This window comes from Marivirga tractuosa DSM 4126, assembly GCF_000183425.1.
Lineage (GTDB): Bacteria > Bacteroidota > Bacteroidia > Cytophagales > Cyclobacteriaceae > Marivirga > Marivirga tractuosa.
Genome location: NC_014759.1, coordinates 2,951,105 through 2,971,613, shown reverse-complemented (window position 1 = coordinate 2,971,613; position 20,509 = coordinate 2,951,105). Strand labels below are relative to the sequence as shown.

At 35.7% G+C, this 20,509-nt stretch carries 22 protein-coding genes; 10 read left to right on the top strand and 12 right to left on the bottom strand.

From position 1 onward, the window contains the following. Positions 1–42: 42 nt before the first annotated feature. The 5 genes from FTRAC_RS12585 to FTRAC_RS12565 form a co-directional block, all read right to left on the bottom strand. Positions 43–261, bottom strand: a complete 219-nt coding sequence (locus FTRAC_RS12585; RefSeq protein ID WP_013454639.1) for a hypothetical protein — start codon at positions 259–261, stop codon at positions 43–45. Then, positions 258–1,802: a glutamate--tRNA ligase gene (gene gltX, locus FTRAC_RS12580; RefSeq protein ID WP_013454638.1), complete on the bottom strand. Its 1,545-nt coding sequence runs from the start codon at positions 1,800–1,802 to the stop codon at positions 258–260. Before gltX ends, FTRAC_RS12585 begins: the two co-directional genes overlap by 4 nt. A 119-nt stretch (positions 1,803–1,921) precedes the next feature. Then, a complete protein-coding gene (locus FTRAC_RS12575; RefSeq protein WP_013454637.1) occupies positions 1,922–2,407 on the bottom strand; it encodes a DinB family protein in 486 nt (161 codons plus the stop codon). 7 nt (positions 2,408–2,414) lie between these two features. Next, on the bottom strand, positions 2,415–3,101 hold the full coding sequence (locus tag FTRAC_RS12570) for a DUF2490 domain-containing protein (protein WP_013454636.1): 687 nt from the start codon (positions 3,099–3,101) through the stop codon (positions 2,415–2,417). A 69-nt stretch (positions 3,102–3,170) separates the two neighbouring features. Further along, positions 3,171–4,061, bottom strand: a complete 891-nt coding sequence (locus FTRAC_RS12565; RefSeq protein WP_013454635.1) for an SMP-30/gluconolactonase/LRE family protein — start codon at positions 4,059–4,061, stop codon at positions 3,171–3,173. A gap of 57 nt (positions 4,062–4,118) precedes the next feature. Between FTRAC_RS12565 and FTRAC_RS12560 the strand changes: the two genes are divergently transcribed. After that, positions 4,119–4,808, top strand: a complete 690-nt coding sequence (locus FTRAC_RS12560) for an arylesterase (protein WP_013454634.1) — start codon at positions 4,119–4,121, stop codon at positions 4,806–4,808. Positions 4,809–4,856: 48 nt separating this feature from the next. Here FTRAC_RS12560 and FTRAC_RS12555 read toward each other — a convergent pair whose 3' ends face one another. Next, positions 4,857–5,180, bottom strand: a complete 324-nt coding sequence (locus tag FTRAC_RS12555) for a DUF721 domain-containing protein (protein WP_013454633.1) — start codon at positions 5,178–5,180, stop codon at positions 4,857–4,859. A gap of 97 nt (positions 5,181–5,277) precedes the next feature. Further along, positions 5,278–6,372: a DNA replication/repair protein RecF gene (gene recF / locus FTRAC_RS12550; protein WP_041650698.1), complete on the bottom strand. Its 1,095-nt coding sequence runs from the start codon at positions 6,370–6,372 to the stop codon at positions 5,278–5,280. A gap of 109 nt (positions 6,373–6,481) precedes the next feature. On the opposite strand from recF, the gene pdhA reads away from it, so the two are divergent. The 4 genes from pdhA (at position 6,482) to FTRAC_RS12530 (ending at position 10,258) form a co-directional block, all read left to right on the top strand. Beyond that, on the top strand, positions 6,482–7,501 hold the full coding sequence (pdhA, locus tag FTRAC_RS12545; protein ID WP_013454631.1) for a pyruvate dehydrogenase (acetyl-transferring) E1 component subunit alpha: 1,020 nt from the start codon (positions 6,482–6,484) through the stop codon (positions 7,499–7,501). Between the two features lie 170 nt (positions 7,502–7,671). Next, a complete protein-coding gene (locus FTRAC_RS12540; protein ID WP_013454630.1) occupies positions 7,672–8,370 on the top strand; it encodes a tetratricopeptide repeat protein in 699 nt (232 codons plus the stop codon). 83 nt (positions 8,371–8,453) lie between these two features. Beyond that, positions 8,454–8,942 (top strand): 6,7-dimethyl-8-ribityllumazine synthase, encoded by a 489-nt coding sequence (gene ribH, locus FTRAC_RS12535; RefSeq protein ID WP_013454629.1) that lies wholly within the window; start codon positions 8,454–8,456, stop codon positions 8,940–8,942. Beyond that, a complete protein-coding gene (locus FTRAC_RS12530; RefSeq protein ID WP_013454628.1) occupies positions 8,939–10,258 on the top strand; it encodes an aspartate kinase in 1,320 nt (439 codons plus the stop codon). Before ribH ends, FTRAC_RS12530 begins: the two co-directional genes overlap by 4 nt. Positions 10,259–10,292: 34 nt before the next feature. Here the strand turns inward: FTRAC_RS12530 and FTRAC_RS12525 are convergent, their stop codons facing one another. From FTRAC_RS12525 to FTRAC_RS12510, 4 genes are all read right to left on the bottom strand, one after another. Further along, entirely contained in the window at positions 10,293–11,120 is an 828-nt protein-coding gene (locus FTRAC_RS12525) for an ABC transporter permease (protein WP_013454627.1), read from the bottom strand. A gap of 126 nt (positions 11,121–11,246) precedes the next feature. After that, the gene (locus tag FTRAC_RS12520) at positions 11,247–12,209 is read right to left on the bottom strand and encodes a potassium channel family protein (RefSeq protein ID WP_185094404.1); all 963 of its coding nucleotides are present in this window, start codon (positions 12,207–12,209) and stop codon (positions 11,247–11,249) included. 74 nt (positions 12,210–12,283) lie between these two features. After that, positions 12,284–12,565 (bottom strand): DUF427 domain-containing protein, encoded by a 282-nt coding sequence (locus tag FTRAC_RS12515; RefSeq protein WP_013454625.1) that lies wholly within the window; start codon positions 12,563–12,565, stop codon positions 12,284–12,286. A gap of 159 nt (positions 12,566–12,724) precedes the next feature. Further along, on the bottom strand, positions 12,725–12,955 hold the full coding sequence (locus FTRAC_RS12510; protein ID WP_013454624.1) for a hypothetical protein: 231 nt from the start codon (positions 12,953–12,955) through the stop codon (positions 12,725–12,727). 82 nt (positions 12,956–13,037) lie between these two features. Here FTRAC_RS12510 and FTRAC_RS12505 point away from each other — a divergent pair, with 82 nt between their 5' ends. The 5 genes from FTRAC_RS12505 to FTRAC_RS12485 all read left to right on the top strand — a co-directional run bounded on the left by FTRAC_RS12505 (position 13,038) and on the right by FTRAC_RS12485 (position 19,879). Next, the gene (locus tag FTRAC_RS12505) at positions 13,038–15,080 is read left to right on the top strand and encodes a protein-disulfide reductase DsbD family protein (RefSeq protein ID WP_013454623.1); all 2,043 of its coding nucleotides are present in this window, start codon (positions 13,038–13,040) and stop codon (positions 15,078–15,080) included. Between the two features lie 331 nt (positions 15,081–15,411). Next, positions 15,412–17,208, top strand: coding sequence for an ABC transporter ATP-binding protein (locus FTRAC_RS12500; RefSeq protein ID WP_013454622.1), 1,797 nt, complete (start codon positions 15,412–15,414; stop codon positions 17,206–17,208). Positions 17,209–17,211: 3 nt separating this feature from the next. Continuing rightward, positions 17,212–18,123 (top strand): lysophospholipid acyltransferase family protein, encoded by a 912-nt coding sequence (locus tag FTRAC_RS19335; RefSeq protein ID WP_013454621.1) that lies wholly within the window; start codon positions 17,212–17,214, stop codon positions 18,121–18,123. 77 nt (positions 18,124–18,200) lie between these two features. Then, a complete protein-coding gene (locus FTRAC_RS12490; protein WP_013454620.1) occupies positions 18,201–18,932 on the top strand; it encodes an LOG family protein in 732 nt (243 codons plus the stop codon). A gap of 23 nt (positions 18,933–18,955) precedes the next feature. Continuing rightward, entirely contained in the window at positions 18,956–19,879 is a 924-nt protein-coding gene (locus FTRAC_RS12485) for a lytic transglycosylase domain-containing protein (protein ID WP_013454619.1), read from the top strand. Here FTRAC_RS12485 and FTRAC_RS12480 read toward each other — a convergent pair. Further along, positions 19,876–20,508 (bottom strand): outer membrane beta-barrel protein, encoded by a 633-nt coding sequence (locus FTRAC_RS12480; protein WP_013454618.1) that lies wholly within the window; start codon positions 20,506–20,508, stop codon positions 19,876–19,878. The genes FTRAC_RS12485 and FTRAC_RS12480 overlap by 4 nt on opposite strands. Position 20,509: the final 1 nt, after the last annotated feature.

Here is a 20,509-nt window from a genome sequence, read left to right as displayed (position 1 = left end):
AAAATAATCCCAAGAGCGAATAAAATTGCTCTTGGGATTATTTCACTCTTCCTCGTCTTTATTTTTCAAATCCTCAATATCTTCCCTATCCTTTAATTTTTTATCTTCCACTTCGTTATTCAAAAACTGGTTGATCCTATCGATATCAAAACTAGTTTGAATTTCACCAAAGGGATCGATTTTTACATCAAATCCCTCTAACTTAGGATTAACACTAGGCTTTTTCTCTTTCTTTTTATCGTCTTTCTTTTTTGGCATCATTCAGAAATTTGATCCTTTAGCTTTTCTAACGCTAAACGAATCCTTTCTGTTATTTCTTCCTTGCCTAAAATTTCTATAATCTCCATTAAATCAGGACCTCCAGCTTGTCCAGTAATGCTTACCCTTAAGGACTGCATTACTTTCCCCATGCCAATTCCTTCCTCTTCTAAAACGGAGGCAAAAGTTGCTTTGGCATTGCCTGCATCCAAGTGATCAACCTTTTCTAAAGCATCCGCATATAAGCTTAAGGCTTTATCGACATCTGCATTCCATTTCTTTCTCACTACTTTTTCATCATAGCTATCAGGCTTTTGGAAGAAATACTGTCCTTGAGTCCAAAATTCCGTTGGAAAAGTCACCCTTTCTTTTAGTGCATGAACAATGCGCTCCAATTTTTCTTGAGAAACCTCAATTCCATTTGCTTCAACATCATTTCTTAGATATTCTGCCAATTCTGAATTGGATTTATTTTTAAGGTATTGCTCATTGAACCATTTGGCTTTTTGGATATCAAATTTAGCTCCGGCTTTTCCAATTCTTTCTATGGTAAAAGCTTCAATCAATTCCTCCAAACTGAATATTTCTTGCTCATTACCCGGGTTCCAACCTAAAAATGCCAGAAAGTTCAATAGTGCGTCAGGAAGGTATCCCTCCTCTTTAAAGCCTGCTAAAAACTCTCCTGAAGCCGGGTCTTTCCATTCCATCGGAAAAATTGGAAACCCATGCTTTTCAGCATCTCGCTTGCTTAATTTTCCATTACCGTCTGGTTTTAGCAATAAAGGTAAATGGGCAAATTCTGGCATTGTATCTTCCCAACCAAAAAATTGGTAAAGCAAAACATGCAAAGGAGCTGACGGTAACCATTCTTCCCCACGGATTACATGAGTTATGCCCATCAAATGATCATCGATCACATTGGCGAGATGATAAGTCGGCATTCCATCAGATTTCATTAAGATTTTATCATCTATCTGCGTGGAATGCACCATCACCCATCCTCGAACTTTGTCATTTAAGCGAACTTCTTCCTTTCGGGGTACTTTTAAACGAATCACATAAGGCTCACCTGCATCCAATTTGGCTTCTACTTCCTCTTTAGATAGAGTCAAGGAGTTTTTCATTTGCATTCGAGTGATAGCATTATACTGTGGCGTATCCACTCTGGCCGCTTTCAATCGCTCGCGCATTTCATCCAACTCTTCAGAAGTATCAAAAGCATAGTAAGCCTTGTCATCATCTAATAATTGCTGAGCATACTTAGCGTAATGCTCTTTACGTTCACTTTGTCGGTAGGGTCCAACTTCTCCTTGATCATTCCAAGGACTTTCATCAGGCGTTATCCCCAGCCATTTTAAGGTTTGATGAATATAATCTTCAGCACCATTAACATAGCGGTTTTGGTCGGTATCTTCTATTCTTAAAATAAATTGACCTCCTGCTTTCTTAGCAAAAAGGTAATTATATAAAGCCGTTCTGACTCCTCCAATGTGGAGAGGTCCCGTAGGACTTGGGGCAAAACGTACACGTACAGCTTGACTCATGAGATTCTTTTTTATTGCAATTTGGGCTGCAAAATTAGTCATTTTAGTTCAAAATTGAACTAATATGCAAATAATCTGATGAGTGTAATAGAATATTAGTTCAATATTGAATTAATAGTTTAAACATTTTGCCTAACCCACTCGATATAATCTGTTTTAGGAATATTTGTAATTCCAAGCTGGCGCATCATCATCACCAATTGGCCGCGGTGATAGCTACCATGAGTAAAGACTGTTTGAGCAATTTCACGAAAAGGAATGGAGTAACTCTTACCTTTATGATCAAAATGAAGCTTTTGTTCTAAATCTTGATTCTCTACAAAGCTTTTAAAAGCGGCAGAAGTTTTTTGCCATGATTTTAATTGCTCCTTAGCATTACCTGAAAAGTTGGTGATTTCCGAGACTTCCCAACCTTTATCTTGAAGCCTAGAAAGCCAGCCCATTTCAGCCATCCACAAGTGAGAAATCGTTTTAATAATACTGGGAAAACTTGCTTCAATTTTTTGGTTTAGCAGTTCTTCATTAATATTCGAGAGTGCATCTATAAACTTGTTATTCGCCCAAATATTATAAATTGCAAAATCGACATAGCTTTGATTTCTCATTTGAGTTCTAATTAAATTGAAAATTATGATGGAATGAAAACTGTAATTGGGTTTTACTAAAATCACTATTGAGTGTTTGCTCCATCACACCCACTTGGAATCTCATGTTTTCTTTCCAAACATAGCCTAAACCTCCATAAAGGCGGTTCCTATCAAAATACTCTATGTTTTCCATTTTTTCACCATTTATGAAAATCTCATTGTAAATTGGAATGTAAAATGCGCCCTTGCTAAATTTTTTATCTGATAGTGGAATATTGATAAATAAGGCATATCGCAATCGCGTTCGGAAATCTTGATTATCCACAAAACGCTGCTCGTATCTGAAACGGTGATTTAAGGAAACTATTGACACATTTTGCTTTAATAAAGCTTCTTGATAAATCCGGTTTTCTACAACCGTATTGTTGGGTTCGCCAACGGCTTGGGTCGTTATATTTCCATAGCCTAAAGTGAATGTGGCAGACCCATCTTTTAAATGATATCGCATCCCAGTTCTTAATAGCAATTGTTCTAAATCACCAATTATATTGTGATTTCGATATTGAGCCTCAGCATGAATTCCAAATTGACTGTTCTCAAATTCTACCCCACCAAAATACATATACCAAGCACCTAAATCCGGATCATCTTGAGCTATAACTGGGCTAAAGGAAAATAAAAAAGTTAAAATAATAATTACTCTAAAAGTCATGTTGAAGAATTTGAAAATTTAAAAATCGATGCAAAAATAGAAGGGGTGTTTTCTTTCTGCAAAGCCTTTTCAACGAACGGTTTTCACATTGGTTTTAACTTTGTACAAGGATCGGGATGCCGTAATAATTAATCGATCAAAATCCTTACCTCCAAAACAAATGTTGGCTGTCCAATCTTCAGGAATATCAAGGTGTTGGAGAAAACTCCCATCCTTATCATAAATATCCACTCCATTTCCTGTCAAATATAAATTTCCTTCTGAATCCAAAGTCATTCCGTCTGAACCCTGTGAAACAAAAAGTTTTTTGTCTACGAGCATCCCTTCTTTATTAATTTTATAGCGATAAGTTTTATCAGCGCCAATATCAGCCACAAACAGCAAGTTCTCTTCTGAATTTCCGACCACTCCATTGGCTTGAACAAGCGTTGAATCCAACAAAATTGGCTCAGCATTTTTCAATAAATAAACAGATTGATGCCCAACGGTATCGTGCTGATTTTCCCAATATGGTCTTTGGTAAATCGGATCTGTAAAATAAAGATTTCCGTTTTTGTGAACCCAAACATCATTCGGCCCATTAAAAGCTAAATCTCCCGATGGATTTAAAATGATTTCCTTCTCACCATCTAAAGAGAATTTCCACAATTGATTCTTTCCATCTGCACAAGCCCAGAGATTTTGATTATGATCAATATATAATCCATTTGATCTGCCAGAGCTATCTGTGAAAATACTTAGTTCCCCATTAAGAGCATATTTATAAATTTTATTATTGGGTTGATCGGTGAAATAGACATTTCCTGACCTATCGGCTGTTGGGCCTTCAGTGAAATCAAAACCCTCTGCAATTTTCATTATTTCAGCATTTTCCGAAACGGGCATTTTTGGCTGTTGATTACACCCAAAAAATAAACATACAGAAAAGCTTATCAGAAGAATACTTCTTAAATCAATCATTTTATAACATTTTGCGTAGATTAAACTTTCTATTACTAAGCTTAATTTACGCAAAATATGAAATTCTCATTCAATCATCTATTGGCGATACTAATTGTTTTGACTACAGCCTGTAATTCAAACCCAAAGAAGGAAGAAAAAACAACTGAAAAAAAAGTAGAGGAAAAAGTTACTGAAAAAGCAGAACAACAAAACAACATCATTTTCTTTGGTAACAGTCTTACAGCAGGATATGGAGTAGAAGCGGAAGAAGCTTTTGCCGGTTTGATTCAGGAAAGATTGGATTCATTAGGCTACGAATACAATGTAATCAATGCCGGAGTAAGTGGGGAGACTACAGCCAGCGGATTATCAAGAGTAGAATGGGTTGTAAAACGTCAGCCAGTAGAAATTTTTATTTTGGAATTAGGAGGAAATGATGGTTTGAGAGGTATTAAACCTGAAGAAACCAATAAAAACCTAAGAGCGATAATTGATAAAGTCAGGAAAATCCATCCTGATGTAAAAATTCTGCTCGCAGGCATGATGGTACCTCCAAATATGGGACAAGCTTATGCAGAAGAATTTCAAAAGATATTCCCTAAAATAGCAGAAGAAAAAAATGTAAATCTCATTCCTTTTCTTTTGAAAGATGTGGGCGGTGAAGCAGACTTAAACCTACCGGACGGCATCCATCCAACACCTGAAGGTCATAAAATTGTAGCGGAAACTGTTTGGAAAAATTTGAAGGAAATGCTTGAAAAGTAAACCAACACCTATAAACATAAACACTTAATAACTTCAAAACCTCAACACTTATAGCAACACTATTTCCTTCACCACTTCTTTACCTAGTTCTTCCCTGAATAAATATATGATCCTTTCTTTGCTCATATGGAGCTCCTGTTTGAGGGCACTAGATTCAACCGTCACGAAAAGTTTGCTGTCCTTCATAAAAACACCTTTTGTTCTACTTGCAATAGCCTTGCCCATTATTTTTGGCCACAAATTCACTACTTGTGTTTGATCTACTTTTCTGTTGAGGTGATAAGCATCAAACATTTCATTGATGACCTGTCCAAGCGGAGTAGCTTCCGATTTTCTGATGCTTGCGGGATGTGGATTTTTCTTTTTATACATTTTCTTGGAGTCTTATGCGGAATCTTATAGTTTATCTCACAAATTCCTTTTTTTGGTACATAATATCATATCGAAACAACCTTTCCTCATTTATTGCCTAATAGGCTCTATTTAGGTCTAGTTCAAAAAATTTCTTTTCTGTATCAATTTTTTTCAAGTACTCTTTACTTCTTTCGGGCCTGGCATCAGTCAAGAAGATTTGACCGAACCGACCATCTGCCATCATTTTCAATAAATACGCTATTCTTTTGTCATCTAATTTATCAAAAATGTCATCCAACAAAAGTAACGGTTTTTGGTTCTTAGTAGATTTCAGCAATTCAAATTGGGCTAATTTTAACGCAATAACAAATGATTTTTGTTGTCCTTGCGAACCAAATTTTTTCACGGGCTTTCCTTCAGAAAGAAACACATAATCATCTTTATGAATTCCCATCGTAGTCCTACCTTGTCGAAAATCTTTTTGATGTTGGCCTTTAAAATCACTCTGGAATGATTTTGTAACTCGGGTATCGTAATTTATAGCCACTTCTTCCTGATTATCCGATAAATCTTTATAAAATTCTTGAAAGATTGGTAAGAAATTTTCCATTAACTTATTTCGCTCATCAGAAATCTTCATAGCTAAAGGAATCATCAATTCGTCATAAGGAGCTAGCTGATCAGCTGAAAATCGATTTTTCTCCAAAAAGGATTTCAATAATGCATTTCTTTGCTTCAAAAGATGATTGTAATTTACCAATAACTTTAAATATTCTTGATCCAGCTGGCAAAGTAAGTTGTCAAAAAATTTTCTGCGCATTTCACTGGCTTCCCTGACAATATCAGTATCCTGCGGAACAATCATGACAAGGGGTAATTTGCCTATATGCTCACTTAGTTTTTCATATTCCTTCCCACCCCATCTTACCACCTTTTTTTCACCCAAGCGAACGGCACAAAGCATTTCTATATTCTTGTCCTCTACTTCAAAATTTGCTTTGATTGAGAAAAAAGCCTCTTCGTGCAAAATATTATCTTTATCTATCGCATTAAATGCACTTTTGGTGAAAGCCAAATAATAAATAGCATCCAACAAATTAGTTTTACCGATCCCATTTCGCCCTAAAAAGCAATTTATACCATCCACAAATGAGAAATTTGCTTGCGGATAGTTTTTGAATTGGGCTAATCGGATATTTTGGAGCTTCATTTTTCGCACTTGTGGGTTTTTTCGTTATTTTCGCATCCCGGAACAAGAGAAACAAAGTTAAGTTATTCTTTTGTGACGAAAGAAATTCATAGAAAAAAGTAAAAGCAATATGGCTACAAAGAAATCAAAAACTGCCAATAAAAAGAGTTTCGATAAAGAAACCTATATGGAATGGTTCAAGTCCATGACCTTGATGAGAAGATTTGAGGAAAAATCCGGTCAATTATACGGTCAACAAAAAATAAGTGGTTTTTGCCACCTTTACATTGGACAGGAGGCTTGCGTAGCCGGTGCTGTTAGTGCATTGAAAAAAGGTGATAAATATATCACAGCATATAGAGATCATGCCCATCCAATTGGCCTAGGGACAGATCCTAAGTACGTAATGGCGGAATTATTCGGAAAAGAAACCGGTGTTTCTAAAGGAAAAGGTGGTTCTATGCATATGTTCGATAAAGAAAACCATTTCTTTGGCGGTCATGGAATTGTAGGTGGACAAATTCCTTTGGGTGCTGGTATTGCATTCTCTGAGCAGTATAAAGGAACTGATAATGTTTGCATCACCTATATGGGTGATGGTGCGGTTCGTCAAGGTGCCTTTCACGAAGCTTTGAATATGGCCATGAGCATGAAATTACCTGTTATTTTTGCTATTGAAAATAATGGTTATGCTATGGGTACTTCCGTAAAAAGAACATCTAACGTTACTGAATTGCACACTTTAGGTGAGGCTTATGATATGCCTTCCAAAGGAGTTGATGCCATGAACGTGGAGAACGTTCATAATGCAGTGGCAGAAGCTGCTGAAAGAGCAAGAAAAGGTGATGGTCCAACTTTATTGGAATTCAGAACTTATAGATATAAAGGGCATTCAATGTCTGACCCTGCTAAGTATAGAACTAAAGAGGAATTGGAAGAATACAAAGGAAAAGATCCAATTGAGCAGGCTAGAGAAGTTATTTTGAAAAATAAATATGCTACCGAGGATGAGTTAAAAGAAATTGATAATGCAGCAAAAGAGCAAGTAAAAGAATGTGTGAAATTTGCTGAAGAATCTGATTTCCCTCATGTTGATGAGGTTTACAGAGATGTTTACGCTCAGGAGGATTATCCTTTTATAGTGGATTAAAATAATCAGGTTTGTACTGGTCGGTGAGCCACCGACCAGCATATAACCTAAATAAAATTAACCGATTTTTAGTTTTAATAATTTAAATCCCAAAGCTTTAAACTATTAAACGATGGAATTGGGTATTAATAAATAAATTTTTATAGCTTTGCGGTCTTAAAATAGTGGCAATGGCAAAAACAAAAACTAAAGAGAAACAAAGTTCCGAGTTTTACGAAAATCCTGAGGTATTAGCTCAGCAACTTTCTAAAACGGAAGAATTTATTGAAAACAATAAAAAGATAGTATTCGGTTTAGGGGGAATTATCGCCTTGATCATCGTAGCTTTTTTTGGTTACCGATACTATATGAATAATCTTAACCAAGAAGCTCAAAAGGAAATGTTCCAGGCAGTTTATTGGTATGAGAATGAAGAATATGACTTAGCCTTAAACGGTGATGGTAATAACTTCGGATTTTTAGCTATTGTCGAAGATTACGGATCAACTAAAGCTGGAAACTTAGCTAGTTTCTATTTAGGTAGCATTTATCTTCAGCAAGGTGAATTTGAAACCGCTATTGATTATTTAGAAGATTTTAGCAGTGATGATTTATTGGTCCAAGCCAGAGCTTATGCTTTAATAGGCGATGCTTACATGGAATTAGGTAACTATTCAACAGCTGCAGATCACTATGGAAAAGCCGCAAATTATAAAAGCAATAAAGAATTTAGCCCTGAATATTTAATGAAGCAAGGCTTAGCTTATGAAAAAGCTAACGATTTAGAAGCTGCAATGGGAAGCTATCGAAAGGTGGTTAAGGATTTCAGTGATTCCAAACAGAAGACGGAAGCACAAAAATACCTATCCCGACTAGAGGCTCAAAAATAATTGAATTAAGAAAAAATTAATTAAGGAAAAAGGGATAGGTTGATAAAGCCTGTCCCTTTTTTGTTGGAAAATACTCAAGAAATATGGCATCAAATCTTAAAAACCTTAGTGAGCATTCCGGTAAAAATATGAAGGGATTGCAAGACAAAAAATTTGCAATTGTGGTTTCAGAATGGAATGAAGAAGTAACAGAATCCTTATACAATGGTGCTTACGAAACATTGCTGGATAATGGAATTTCTAAAGAAAACATAGAAAAACACTATGTTCCAGGAAGTTTTGAATTAAGCTTAGCAGCACAATGGATGGCAGAAAGAAAAGAAATTGATGCTGTGATTTGCTTAGGATGTGTAATTCAAGGAGAAACCAAACATTTTGATTTCATCTGTGATGCAGTGGCTCATGGAATTACCAACGTCAGTCTAAAGTATAACAAACCGATTATTTTTGGAGTTTTGACTCCCAATACACAGCAACAGGCCTTAGACAGAGCTGGAGGAAAGCACGGCAACAAAGGAGATGAAGCTGCATTTACCGCATTAAAAATGTTAGGATTAGCAAAAGGATTATGATTGTATTAAAATTTGGCGGAACTTCTGTTGGAACGCCTCAAGGAATGAATCAGATTCGTGAAATCATCACGAAAGACAACAATAAAAAGTTAGTAGTGCTGTCGGCCCTTAGCGGAGTGACCAATACCTTGGTTGAGATAGGAGAGAGATTGCGCAAAAAAGAAAAGGAGCAAGCAACTAAAGTCATCAAAAAGCTACAAAAGCGTTATGATGAGTTTTTAGAAGAGCTTTTTGAAACTGAATCATTCAAAAATAAGGCATCTGCTATCATTGCTGATAGCATGGATTTCATTAAATCATGCTTGGAAAAACCTTTCACCAATTCGATTGATAAAGAATTACTGGCTCAAGGCGAGTTGATGTCCACCAATATTTTCAATTTACATTTGCAGGAGCATGAATTAAACAGCGCCTTGATCAATGCTTTGGATTTCGTGAGAACCGATGCTTTCTCAGAACCTGATGATGCCTTCATCAATAAGGAATTATCGGATATTTTAGTAAAGCAGCCAGCCGAAACGAATCTAATTATAACCCAAGGCTATATTTGCCGCAATGCAGAAGGAAATGTCGACAATTTAAAAAGAGGTGGGAGTGATTACACAGCATCTTTGGTGGGTGCTGCGCTTAATGCTGACGAAATCCAAATCTGGACGGATATTGACGGCATGCACAATAATGACCCAAGAGTTGTTGAAAAAACTTTTAGCATTCCAGAACTTTCTTTCGAAGAAGCAGCAGAGTTGGCTTATTTTGGAGCAAAGATTTTACATCCTTCTTGTATAAGACCTGCACAAAAAAGAACGATTCCTGTTCGCTTGAAAAACACCATGAAGCCTGAAGCGCCTGGTACTTTGATTCATACCAAAGAAGGCAGTGGAGAAGGCATTAAAGCCATAGCTGCTAAGGATGGAATAGTCGCTATCAAAATAAAATCCTTGCGAATGTTGATGGCTTATGGCTTTTTGAGAAGAGTGTTTGAAATTTTCGAGAAGTACAAAACACCAATTGACGTAATTACGACTTCTGAGGTAGCCATATCTGTGACAATTGATAATATTTATTATTTAGACAGTATTTTAAGTGAATTGCGCCCTTTTGGAGAAGTGGAAGTAGATCAGGAGCAAAGTATCATCTGTTTAGTGGGCAATATGGTGGCTGAAAAACCAGGTTTGGTAAGCAAGATTTTTGCATCCCTTCAAGATGTTCCAGTGCGTATGATTTCTTATGGTGGTAGCCGTCATAATATTTCTGTAGTGGTCGATACGCAATATAAATCAGAGGCTTTGAAGAGATTGAATGATGGAGTTTTTTAGGAGTTTGAAGTGGTAAGTTTTAGGTTATAAATTGCTAAACAATATCCGCCATCACCTTTTCTACTCTTTTGAAATATAACAGACCTGTTATGAATAGAAGGATGACTATGCTAAAAGAGAAGTAAGCAAATATACTTGGAGGATCTCCACCTAAAAGGCTCCATCTAAAGCCTTCTACAATTCCGGCCATTGGGTTAGCGTAATAAAGGAATGAGCCCCAATCCGGTAATCTTTTGATCACGTCTTTTGCTTGATAGCCAACTGGAGTGGCATAAAGTCCGAACTGTACTAAGAAAGGTACAACATGTTGGAAATCACGGTATCTGATAGTTAATGCACTTAACCAAATCCCAACTGCTAATGCTGAAATAATGGTCAAAATGATAAATACGGGCAAGTAAATAATATTTGCGGATGGAATAAATCCATAATAAATCATTAAGATCACCACAAATAACATGGCAATAGCAAAATCAACAAAGCCTACTAGCGCCTTTGAAAGAGGAATAACCAATCTCGGAAAATAGATTTTTTTCACCATCTCCTGGGCCCCAATTATGGAGTTTCCCGATTGGTTTAAAACAAATGAAAAATAAGACCAAGAAGCCATTCCGCAAACAGCAAATAAAGGGTAAGGCACTCCACTTGTATCCACTACTGCTACCTTTCCGAAAACTACCGTAAATATTAATAAAGTTGCCAAAGGCTGAATAAATGCCCATAACAATCCAAGAAATGTCTGTGCATATCGAACTCTCAAATCTCTATAAGCCAATATGTAAAACAAATCCCTATAAGCCCATAATTCTTTCAAATTGATGTGCCATTTTGGTTTGGATGCGTCTACAACTAATTTTTCCATTTTATTGGTGTTGAGTAATGGGTATTGAGATATCGGATAAACCCAATCTATTAAATAATTTACAAATATAGTAGAAAGAGTTGGAAGAGGAATGTCAGAATTAGGGAGAGATATACATATAGATTTTTATTCGACAAACTCCTCTTTAAAAGCCTTTAATGACTTTTTATCTCCCAATAAAATAATAACATCGCCTTCATCACATACCACTTCAGAATTAGGATTAAATACAAAGCCTTTTTCTTTATCTTTAAAGGCTAGAACAGTTGCGCCAGTTTTATTTTTCACATCCATTTCTCCTAATGAAAGATTTTTGAATTTATCCTTTAGCAAATTGTGATTAATTTCTTCCAATGAATATTCTGAATCATGATCACCATTGAGTATTTCCAAAAACTGCACTACACTTGGTCTGGTAACCAAAGAAGCCATATAAGAACCGCCCACTCTATCGGGCATCACCACATGATCAGCTCCAGCTCTTCTGAGTTTCTTTTCTGTATTTCTTTCGGTTGCTTTGGCTATAATTTGAATCTGCGGATTTAATTCTTTGGCAGTTAAGGTTATAAAAACATTGTCTGCGTCACTGGGTAAGGTAGTAATAATGGTACTTGCTTTTTCAACTCCGGCCTCCATCAAAACCGACTCTAAGACTGCATCTCCGTGCAGAAATTGATATCCTTTTTCATTATTATAACTATTGATTAAATCGGCATTTTTTTCAATAAACAATAACTCCTTTTGAGATTTAATCAATCCAGTGCCAGCAATCTCTCCATTTTTGCCAAAACCACAAATGATAATATGATTCTTCAATTTTTTCAATGCCTTTTTATCAGTATAAGTTTTATAAATCTCTTTAAAACGTCCTTCAAATAAGTAAGAAGAAATAACGGATGCTGTATAAGCAAATAAACCTAAATTTATGATAATATAAAATACCGTAAATAGTTTCCCCTGATCACTTAAAGGTTGAACTTCTTTAAACCCTACTGTAGAAAAAGTAATAACAGACATGTACACCCCATCTCTGAAGCCATAACCTTCAATAAGCATATAACCCAAACTCCCGAGTAATATACTGGTCATTATCATTAAAAAAGCATATAGAAGTTTCTTTAAGGCCGATTGCATAGTTCAATTTAGCTAAAAGGAAATAAATTCTATTCCATTACTTCAACCCCTTTCCAAAAAGCAACATAACTCTCAAATTTCTTGGCCATTTCCTTAGTGTCAGGATAATACCATGCGGCATCTTTATTTTCTTTGCCATCCACTTTTAGGCTGTAATAAGAAGCAGTCCCTTTCCAAGGACAAACAGTATGATAATCTGTCTTTTCAAAATACTCATCTTTGATTGACTCAGGAGGAAAATAATGATTTCCTTCTATAACAATTGTGTCATCACTTTCCGCTACTACTTGATTGTTCCAAATTGCTTTCATTTTTTTAGATTTTAGTCTACTAACTTAATTTAAATCTTGCAGGTTGATTTTTTATTAATTACAATCTCCGGTCGGTGTGCCACCGACCGGGGTATAAGGGTATGACCCATGGTTGGTGGCACACCAACCACTTACAGTTCGATTAAAAATCTGTCAGGTTTATTTTGACTTACTATCATCAAGCCTTAATTTATAAATAACACCCTGCCCAAAAGAGCAAATTCCAGAATTAAATACCACCAAGGCAAAGGTTCCATAGTAAATCCAATTCCAGCCTTCTGGGTTTTGCATCTTGTAAAAACCAGCATCAATACCCAGGCTTAAACCTGCACCTATTAAAATTAACCCTAAAATTGAAAAAAATAACCATTTTTGCTTTATCGCCTGCATGACATAAGTAACATTTGTTCCAACAAAATTTAACTATCTTCGTGTTTTAGTTTTTAAGACGAACAGGCGTTATTAAAAGTTTATGAGATATTTAGTTTACAGTCTACTTTTAGTAGGTTTATTTTTGCAAAACACTTTTGCTCAAGTTATTAAACCCATCAGTTGGGAAAGCTCGATTTTAGAAGAAGATTTAGAAGTAGGCGATACGGCTACGCTATCTTTCCGAGCAGAAATAGATGAAAATTGGTATTTATACTCATCGGATTTTGATCCAGATTTGGGACCAATGCTCACTGAATTCGAATTCGTAAAGGACGATTCTTATCAATTGGTTGATAGCATTATTCCAATCAATCCTTCCGAAGGCTATGATGAAATTTGGGAAGGAGACTACACTTATTTCAAAGGAAAAGGAGAGTTTCAGCAAAAAGTAATCATAAAACAAGTTCCCTTTAAAATTAAAACTAGCAATAGCTATCAAGTCTGTTCAGATGTAGATGGTAAATGTATTCCTTTCAGTGATGATTTTGCTTTCGGTGAAAAAATTAAATCTGCTGGCACTTCAGAAGTTGACCAAAAAGACAAAGCATCAACCAGCGATAAATCCGAAAAAGAAGGTAAAAAAAAACTAATTGATCTTCAGCAAAAAGACTCAAACTCCCCGTATTCTCTTTTAGGTTTTATGGTGGTGGCTTTTTTAGCCGGTTTAGCCGCGCTATTAACGCCTTGTGTATTCCCCATGATTCCTATGACGGTTACCTTTTTTACCGGAAAGGCTAAAAACAGAGCAGGAGCTATTCGTCAGGCAGTAATTTATGGGTTATCAATTATTGTTATTTACGTGGTTGCAGGAACCATTATTGCGGTTATCAACGGCCCTGAATTTGCCAATTGGCTGAGTACTCATTGGATTCCAAATGTATTTTTCTTTTTAGTATTCTTCATTTTTGCACTTTCCTTTTTAGGTTTATTTGAAATCAATTTACCTTCAAGTTTTGTCAATAAAGTCGATGCTAAAGCTGATAAAGGTGGTTTGGGAGGCGTTTTCTTTATGGCTTTTACTTTGGTTTTGGTGTCATTTAGCTGTACTGGCCCAATCGTTGGAAGTATTTTAGTTGAATCCGCTGGCGGTATGGTGATCAAACCACTAATGGGAATGTTTGCCTTTAGTTTGGCCTTTGCAATCCCTTTTACACTTTTTGCTATTTTCCCTGAGTGGCTGAATAATTTACCAAAATCAGGTGGATGGCTAAATTCAGTAAAAGTAGTGCTAGGATTTTTAGAATTGGCTTTAGGATTGAAATTTTTAAGCATAGCCGATCAGGTTTATCATTGGGGGATCTTAGACAGAGATATCTATTTAGTGCTTTGGATTGTCATTTTTGCAATGCTTGGGCTTTATTTATTAGGGAAATTAAGATTGCCTGGAGACAGCCCAATTGAAAAACTATCAGTAGGAAGATTGATGCTGAGCTTAGTGACTTTCAGCTTCGTCTTATATATGATTCCAGGATTATTTGGGGCTCCCTTAAAAGCACTTTCGGGCTATCTTCCGCCTATGAGCTCTCATGATTTTGATCTGCCTACACTCATTCGAGAAAATAGTGGAGGCTCAGGAGTCATAAGTGCTGAAGATCAATTATGCGAAGAACCGTTATATGGAGATATGCTACATTTTCCACATGGAATTAAAGGCTATTTCGATTATGAGCAAGCCTTAGCTTGTGCAAAAGAGCAAGGAAAACCTATTTTCGTGGATTTCACCGGTCATGGTTGCGTAAACTGCCGTGAAATGGAAGCCAGAGTTTGGTCAGATCCAAAAGTGTTAAGCCGATTGAAAAACGATTATGTGATGTTGGCTTTATATGTTGATGAAAAGACTGAACTACCTGAAAAGGATTGGTATACCAGCGAATATGATGGAAAAGTAAAGAAATCTATTGGCAAGCAAAACGCAGATTTTCAGATTACACGATTTAACAATAATGCACAGCCCTATTATGTTCTGTTGGATACAAATGGTGAATTATTGATTGAGCCAATCGCTTATGAAAGAAGTATCAGCAAGTTTGTAGATTTTCTTGATGAAGGAAAAGAAAAGTTCGAAGCTAAAAACAGGCCTTAATTTAGGGCTTGCTTAAAAAGTCTCAAGTGCCTCATATACAATCGGGCTAAGTGAAGGAGTATTGGTATACTTCGAGCTTTAGCCCGGGAAGTAGATGAGGTGCTTGAGGCTAGAGTACTAGAAAATCAAATTTTGATTTTCTAGTACAAACAATATTAGTTATTTCCTTAAAAAGAATTACACTAATTGAAAAACTATTATTCAATAATCACTACCAAGACAGGTATTAAGTTCATTTTTGTTAAATAATCTGTTTTTAAGCAAGCCCTAATTAAAGAACTATTGTACCTTTGCGGGGTTATAATCATTTCAATAGAGAGAATATTTAAGAATGGCAAAAAGAAGAAAGAGCGAACCGCTTAATGAGGAAGAGAAAAAGCCACTCAATAAAGAAAATTTTAAAAAGCTTACGGGAGTTTTTCAGTTTATAAAGCCCTACAAAGGGTATTTTATAGCTGGATTATTTTTCCTTCTAATATCCAGTACAACACTTTTAGGTTTTCCTTATGTGATGGGAAAGTTGGTAGATGTAGCGCAGGGAAAAACCTCTGGCATTTTTACCGAACTCAATACGGTGGCTTTTATCCTGATTGGAATTCTAGCAGTACAAAGTTTCTTTTCATTTTTCAGAGTATATCTTTTTGCTCAAGTTAGTGAAAGAGCAATGGCTGACATGAGAGCTAAGCTCTATACTAAATTAATGAGCTTACCAATGGCTTTTTATGATAAAAGCCGCGTTGGGGAATTAGTTAGCCGAATTACATCCGATGTTTCTTTACTGCAAGATACTTTTTCAGTAACACTAGCGGAATTTATTAGGCAAATCTCTACATTAATTATAGGTGCAGCAATCATATTCTATTTCACCCCTAAGTTGGCACTTTTCATGATTGCAACCTTTCCAGTATTGGTAATAGCTGCTATGGTTTTTGGAAGATTTATCCGTAAGCTTTCCAAAAAAACACAATCAGAGTTAGCTTCTGCAAATGTTATTGTGGAAGAGACTTTGCAATCCATCAATATTGTAAAAGCCTTTACCAGTGAATTAACTGAAGTTTTGAGATATCGAAAATCACTTGACAAAGTAGTGAAAGTAGCTTTGAAGTCCGCAACCTTCAGAGGAGCATTTATCTCATTCATTATTTTTGCCATGTTTGGTGGAATAGTAGCTGTTTTATGGTATGGTGCCAGCTTAGTGCAAGAAGGAAGTATGAGCGTTGGTGACTTGCTAAGTTTTGTACTGTATACAACTTTTATAGGTGGCTCAATTGCTGGACTGGGTGATTTATACGGTCAAATTCAAAAAGCAATTGGTGCTTCAGAAAGAGTGATGGAAATATTGCAAGAGGAAGAAGAATTTAAAATAGAAGAAAAAGAAAAAATACATTTACAAGGAGCAATCCGATTTGAAAATGTTCAATTTTCATATCCTTCTCGTAAGGATGTTCAAGTATTGAAAGGCTTGAATTTAACTGTTGGGGCTGGTGAAAAAGTAGCACTTGTTGGACATAGCGGAGCTGGAAAATCTACAATTATTCAATTACTAATGCGGTTTTATCCATTAAACTCTGGTCAAATTAAGGTGGATGATCAGAATATTGATTCCTTGTCGATTACTGGCTATAGACAAAATATAGGCATAGTACCCCAGGAGATTATATTATTTGGAGGTTCTATCCGTGAAAATATTGCCTATGGAAAGCCTGAAGCTACCGATGATGAAATTATTGCTGCTGCAGAAAAAGCTAATGCATGGTTGTTCATAAAAGATTTTCCTGAAGGATTGGACACTTTGGTGGGTGAAAGGGGCGTTAAGTTATCTGGAGGACAAAGACAGCGAATAGCCATTGCCCGAGCGATCTTGAAAGACCCAAAAATCTTAATTTTGGATGAAGCGACCTCCTCCTTAGATGCTGAATCTGAAAACTTGGTTCAACAGGCCTTAGATGAGTTGATGAAAGATAGAACTACCATTATTATTGCACATCGATTAGGAACTATTCGTAAAGTGGATAAGATCTTTGTATTGAATGAAGGGCAAATCACTGAACAAGGTACGCACCAAGAACTATTGGAATCCGAAAATGGAACATATAGTAACCTAGTTAAACTTCAGTTACAAGACTAAATTATGAAGGTTAAATACTATTTTTTAAAAGCTATTTTTTGGCTGTTGAGTAAAATTCCATTTTGGTTTTATCACGGCCTATCAACTCTGATTGGATTTCTATTTATAAAAACTAAGATCTATCGATACAAAGTAGTGATGGACAATTTGAGGAAATCTTTTCCTGAAAAATCAGAAAAGGAGATCCAGAAAATCGCCAATAAATTTTATTACCATTTCTCAGATTTGCTGATTGAGAGCATTAAAGCATTTGGTTTTTCTCAAAGCACTATTAAAAAAAGGTATAAAATCAATCCTAACCCTGCAGTACAAAAACTATTGGACGAAAAGCAAAATATCACTATGATACTTCCACATTTTGCTAATTGGGAGTGGGCTGCACAAGGATTTAACTTTATGGTAGAAAGAAATCAGCCTTTAGTCTTGATAATGTATAAGCCTTTGAAAGATAAGGTAATGGATAAATTAATGAAGGACAATAGGACTCGCTTCCCTGGAAATTATCTGTTTCCAAAAAACAATGCTACTCGTGAGGTTCTTGCTCATCAAGATGAACATTATCTCTTGGGTTTTGCTGCAGATCAGTCTCCAGCTAATGTTTATAACTCTTATTGGATGAATTTTTTGGGTAGAGAAACGGGTGTATTCTTCGGTGTCGAAAAATTCAGTAAGAAATTTGATCTGGCTCCCGTGTACGCACATGTTAAAAAAATGGGTCGTTCAAGATTTGAGATTGACTTGGAGGTTATTACAGATAGTCCAAAAGAAACACCTTATGGCTACATTACCGAAAAACATATGCGGCTATTAGAGGCTGACATATATAAAAGCCCTCATCTATGGCTTTGGACTCATAAAAGATGGAAACGAGGCAAACCTGCTGATTATGAGCAAAAAAGACCTCAACAACAATAAGAACCAAGAATTAAAAATAGAAACTCGCATTTTTCAGTAAGTAAAAAATGTTAAATTAACCTAAATCAAAAATCAAAATGAGCGAATCAAATAAAGAAGATAAACTAGAATTAAATAAGATAAGAAAGGCTTTTAAAGACAGAGATTGGAACGAAATCAAAAGCTCCGACTCGTGGGCAATTTTCAAAATCATGTCTGAATTTGTAGACGGATTTGAAAAATTAGCAAAAATTGGCCCTTGCGTTTCTGTATTCGGTTCTGCCAGAACTAAACCTGATCATCCTTATTATAAAATTGCAGAGGAAGTAGCTGCTAAACTAGTTCGTCATGGCTACGGTGTTATTACAGGTGGTGGCCCAGGTATTATGGAAGCTGGAAACAAAGGAGCTAAAAGTGAAAACGGAAAATCCGTTGGTTTAAACATTGTCCTTCCTTTTGAGCAATTCAACAATATCTATATCGATCCAGATAAATTAATCACTTTCGATTACTTCTTTGTAAGGAAAGTAATGTTTGTGAAATATGCACAAGGTTTTGTGGTAATGCCTGGTGGTTTTGGCACTATGGATGAACTATTTGAAGCTTTAACCCTTATCCAAACTCATAAAATCGGTCGATTCCCAATTGTGTTGGTTGGTAAAAAATTCTGGTCTGGTTTAATTGATTGGATCAAAGATACCTTAATAGAGGCGGAAAATAATGTCAGCCCTGAAGATATGGATTTGTTTACCGTGGTGGATACCCCAACAGAAGCAGTAAAAGTTATTGATAATTTCTATTCTCAATTCATGCTTTCTCCAAACTTCTAATTTTTATAGCAGTTAACAGTTATATGACAGACAGTAAATTTGCACTTTATATTTCAATAGCATCATTAGTAACTTTTTTAGTAGTGGTTATTTATGGGAACCAAAACCAAGTGGAAACACATAAGCCCGTTTTGGAGCCCACAGACCCTATCGCTTTTACAAATGCTAAAACAATTCCTCTACCTGAAAGAATTGACTTAGCAGGTGAAAAAGTTCCCTTGCATGTAGATGATGTTAAAGAGCGATTGGACAAAGAGCTTCATATTAATTCATACTGGCATAACAATACTATTTTTCTTTTTAAAAGAGCTAATCGCTGGTTTCCAATTATTGAACCTATTTTAAAGAAAAATGGAATCCCTGATGATTTCAAATATTTAGCCCTGATTGAAAGTGGTTTGGAAAATGTCACAAGCTATGCTGGAGCAGTAGGTTTTTGGCAGATTTTAAAAAGTACTGGTAAGGAATACGGACTAGAAATAAATAGAGATGTAGACGAAAGATATCATCCAGTTTTATCCACGGAAGCAGCTTGCAAGTACTTCAAAAGGTCATATGAAAAATTTGGCAACTGGACATTAGTTGCGGCTTCCTACAATAGAGGAATGCGCGGAATGCAAAATGCTTTAGATCATCAAAAAGTAGATAATTATTATGATTTAATGTTGAATGATGAGACTTCTCGCTATGTTTTTAGAATTTTGGCTATCAAGCAAATATTTGAAAGCCCAAAAGACTATGGGCTGAATATTCTTAAAGAACATTTGTATAAGCCTTATGTCTATCGCTACGATACAGTTCGTAACTCAACAGATTGGGTTGATTATGCCAAAGAACAAAACACAACTTATAAAACTTTAAGAATCTATAATCCTTGGATTCAAGATGAAGACATCAGGATAGGCAGAAATGAATCTTACGTAGTGAGTTTACCAGCAAAAAATTAGAAAATTATTCCTACTTCAAGACCTACAAAATCATTCCTAAGCTTAAAACTATCACCATAAATATTTTTGTTGATTGCATTTAATAAGCCCCTTTGGTAGATTAATCCACCAAACAATTTGGTGTTAATCCCAATGCCATATTCCATGCCTACGGCTAATAAAGAGTTCAAATCAATAAATCTGAAACTCTGAACAATATTTTCATCTTCCCCTTCACTATTTGTCATAAAATCAATTGTCCCACCAAACTGAAAATATATTTTCTTATCCAATCCTATTTCCTCTGTAAAGAGCTTTAAAGTTATTGGGACTTGTAAATACTGGGGACTATAATCCTCCTTATAGCTTGTTGGAGGAGTAGTAATGGTTGAATCAGCCGAAAAAGCAGATCTTTTAGAAGTGAATATAATTCCAGTACTGAAATAATGGTTCTCTTTAAATTCAAAATCAAAGATAGGTCCTAATTGAAATCTTAAACCCACTCCTTCTGTGTTAAAATCAGTATTATCTGCTTCTGCATCTATTCTATTAAAAGAAATATTTGGTGCAGCTTTAAATCCAAATCTAACTTGCGCTTCAGAAATAAAAACTGAAAACAGGAATAAGGCAGAAAAGAGCAATTTTTTCATT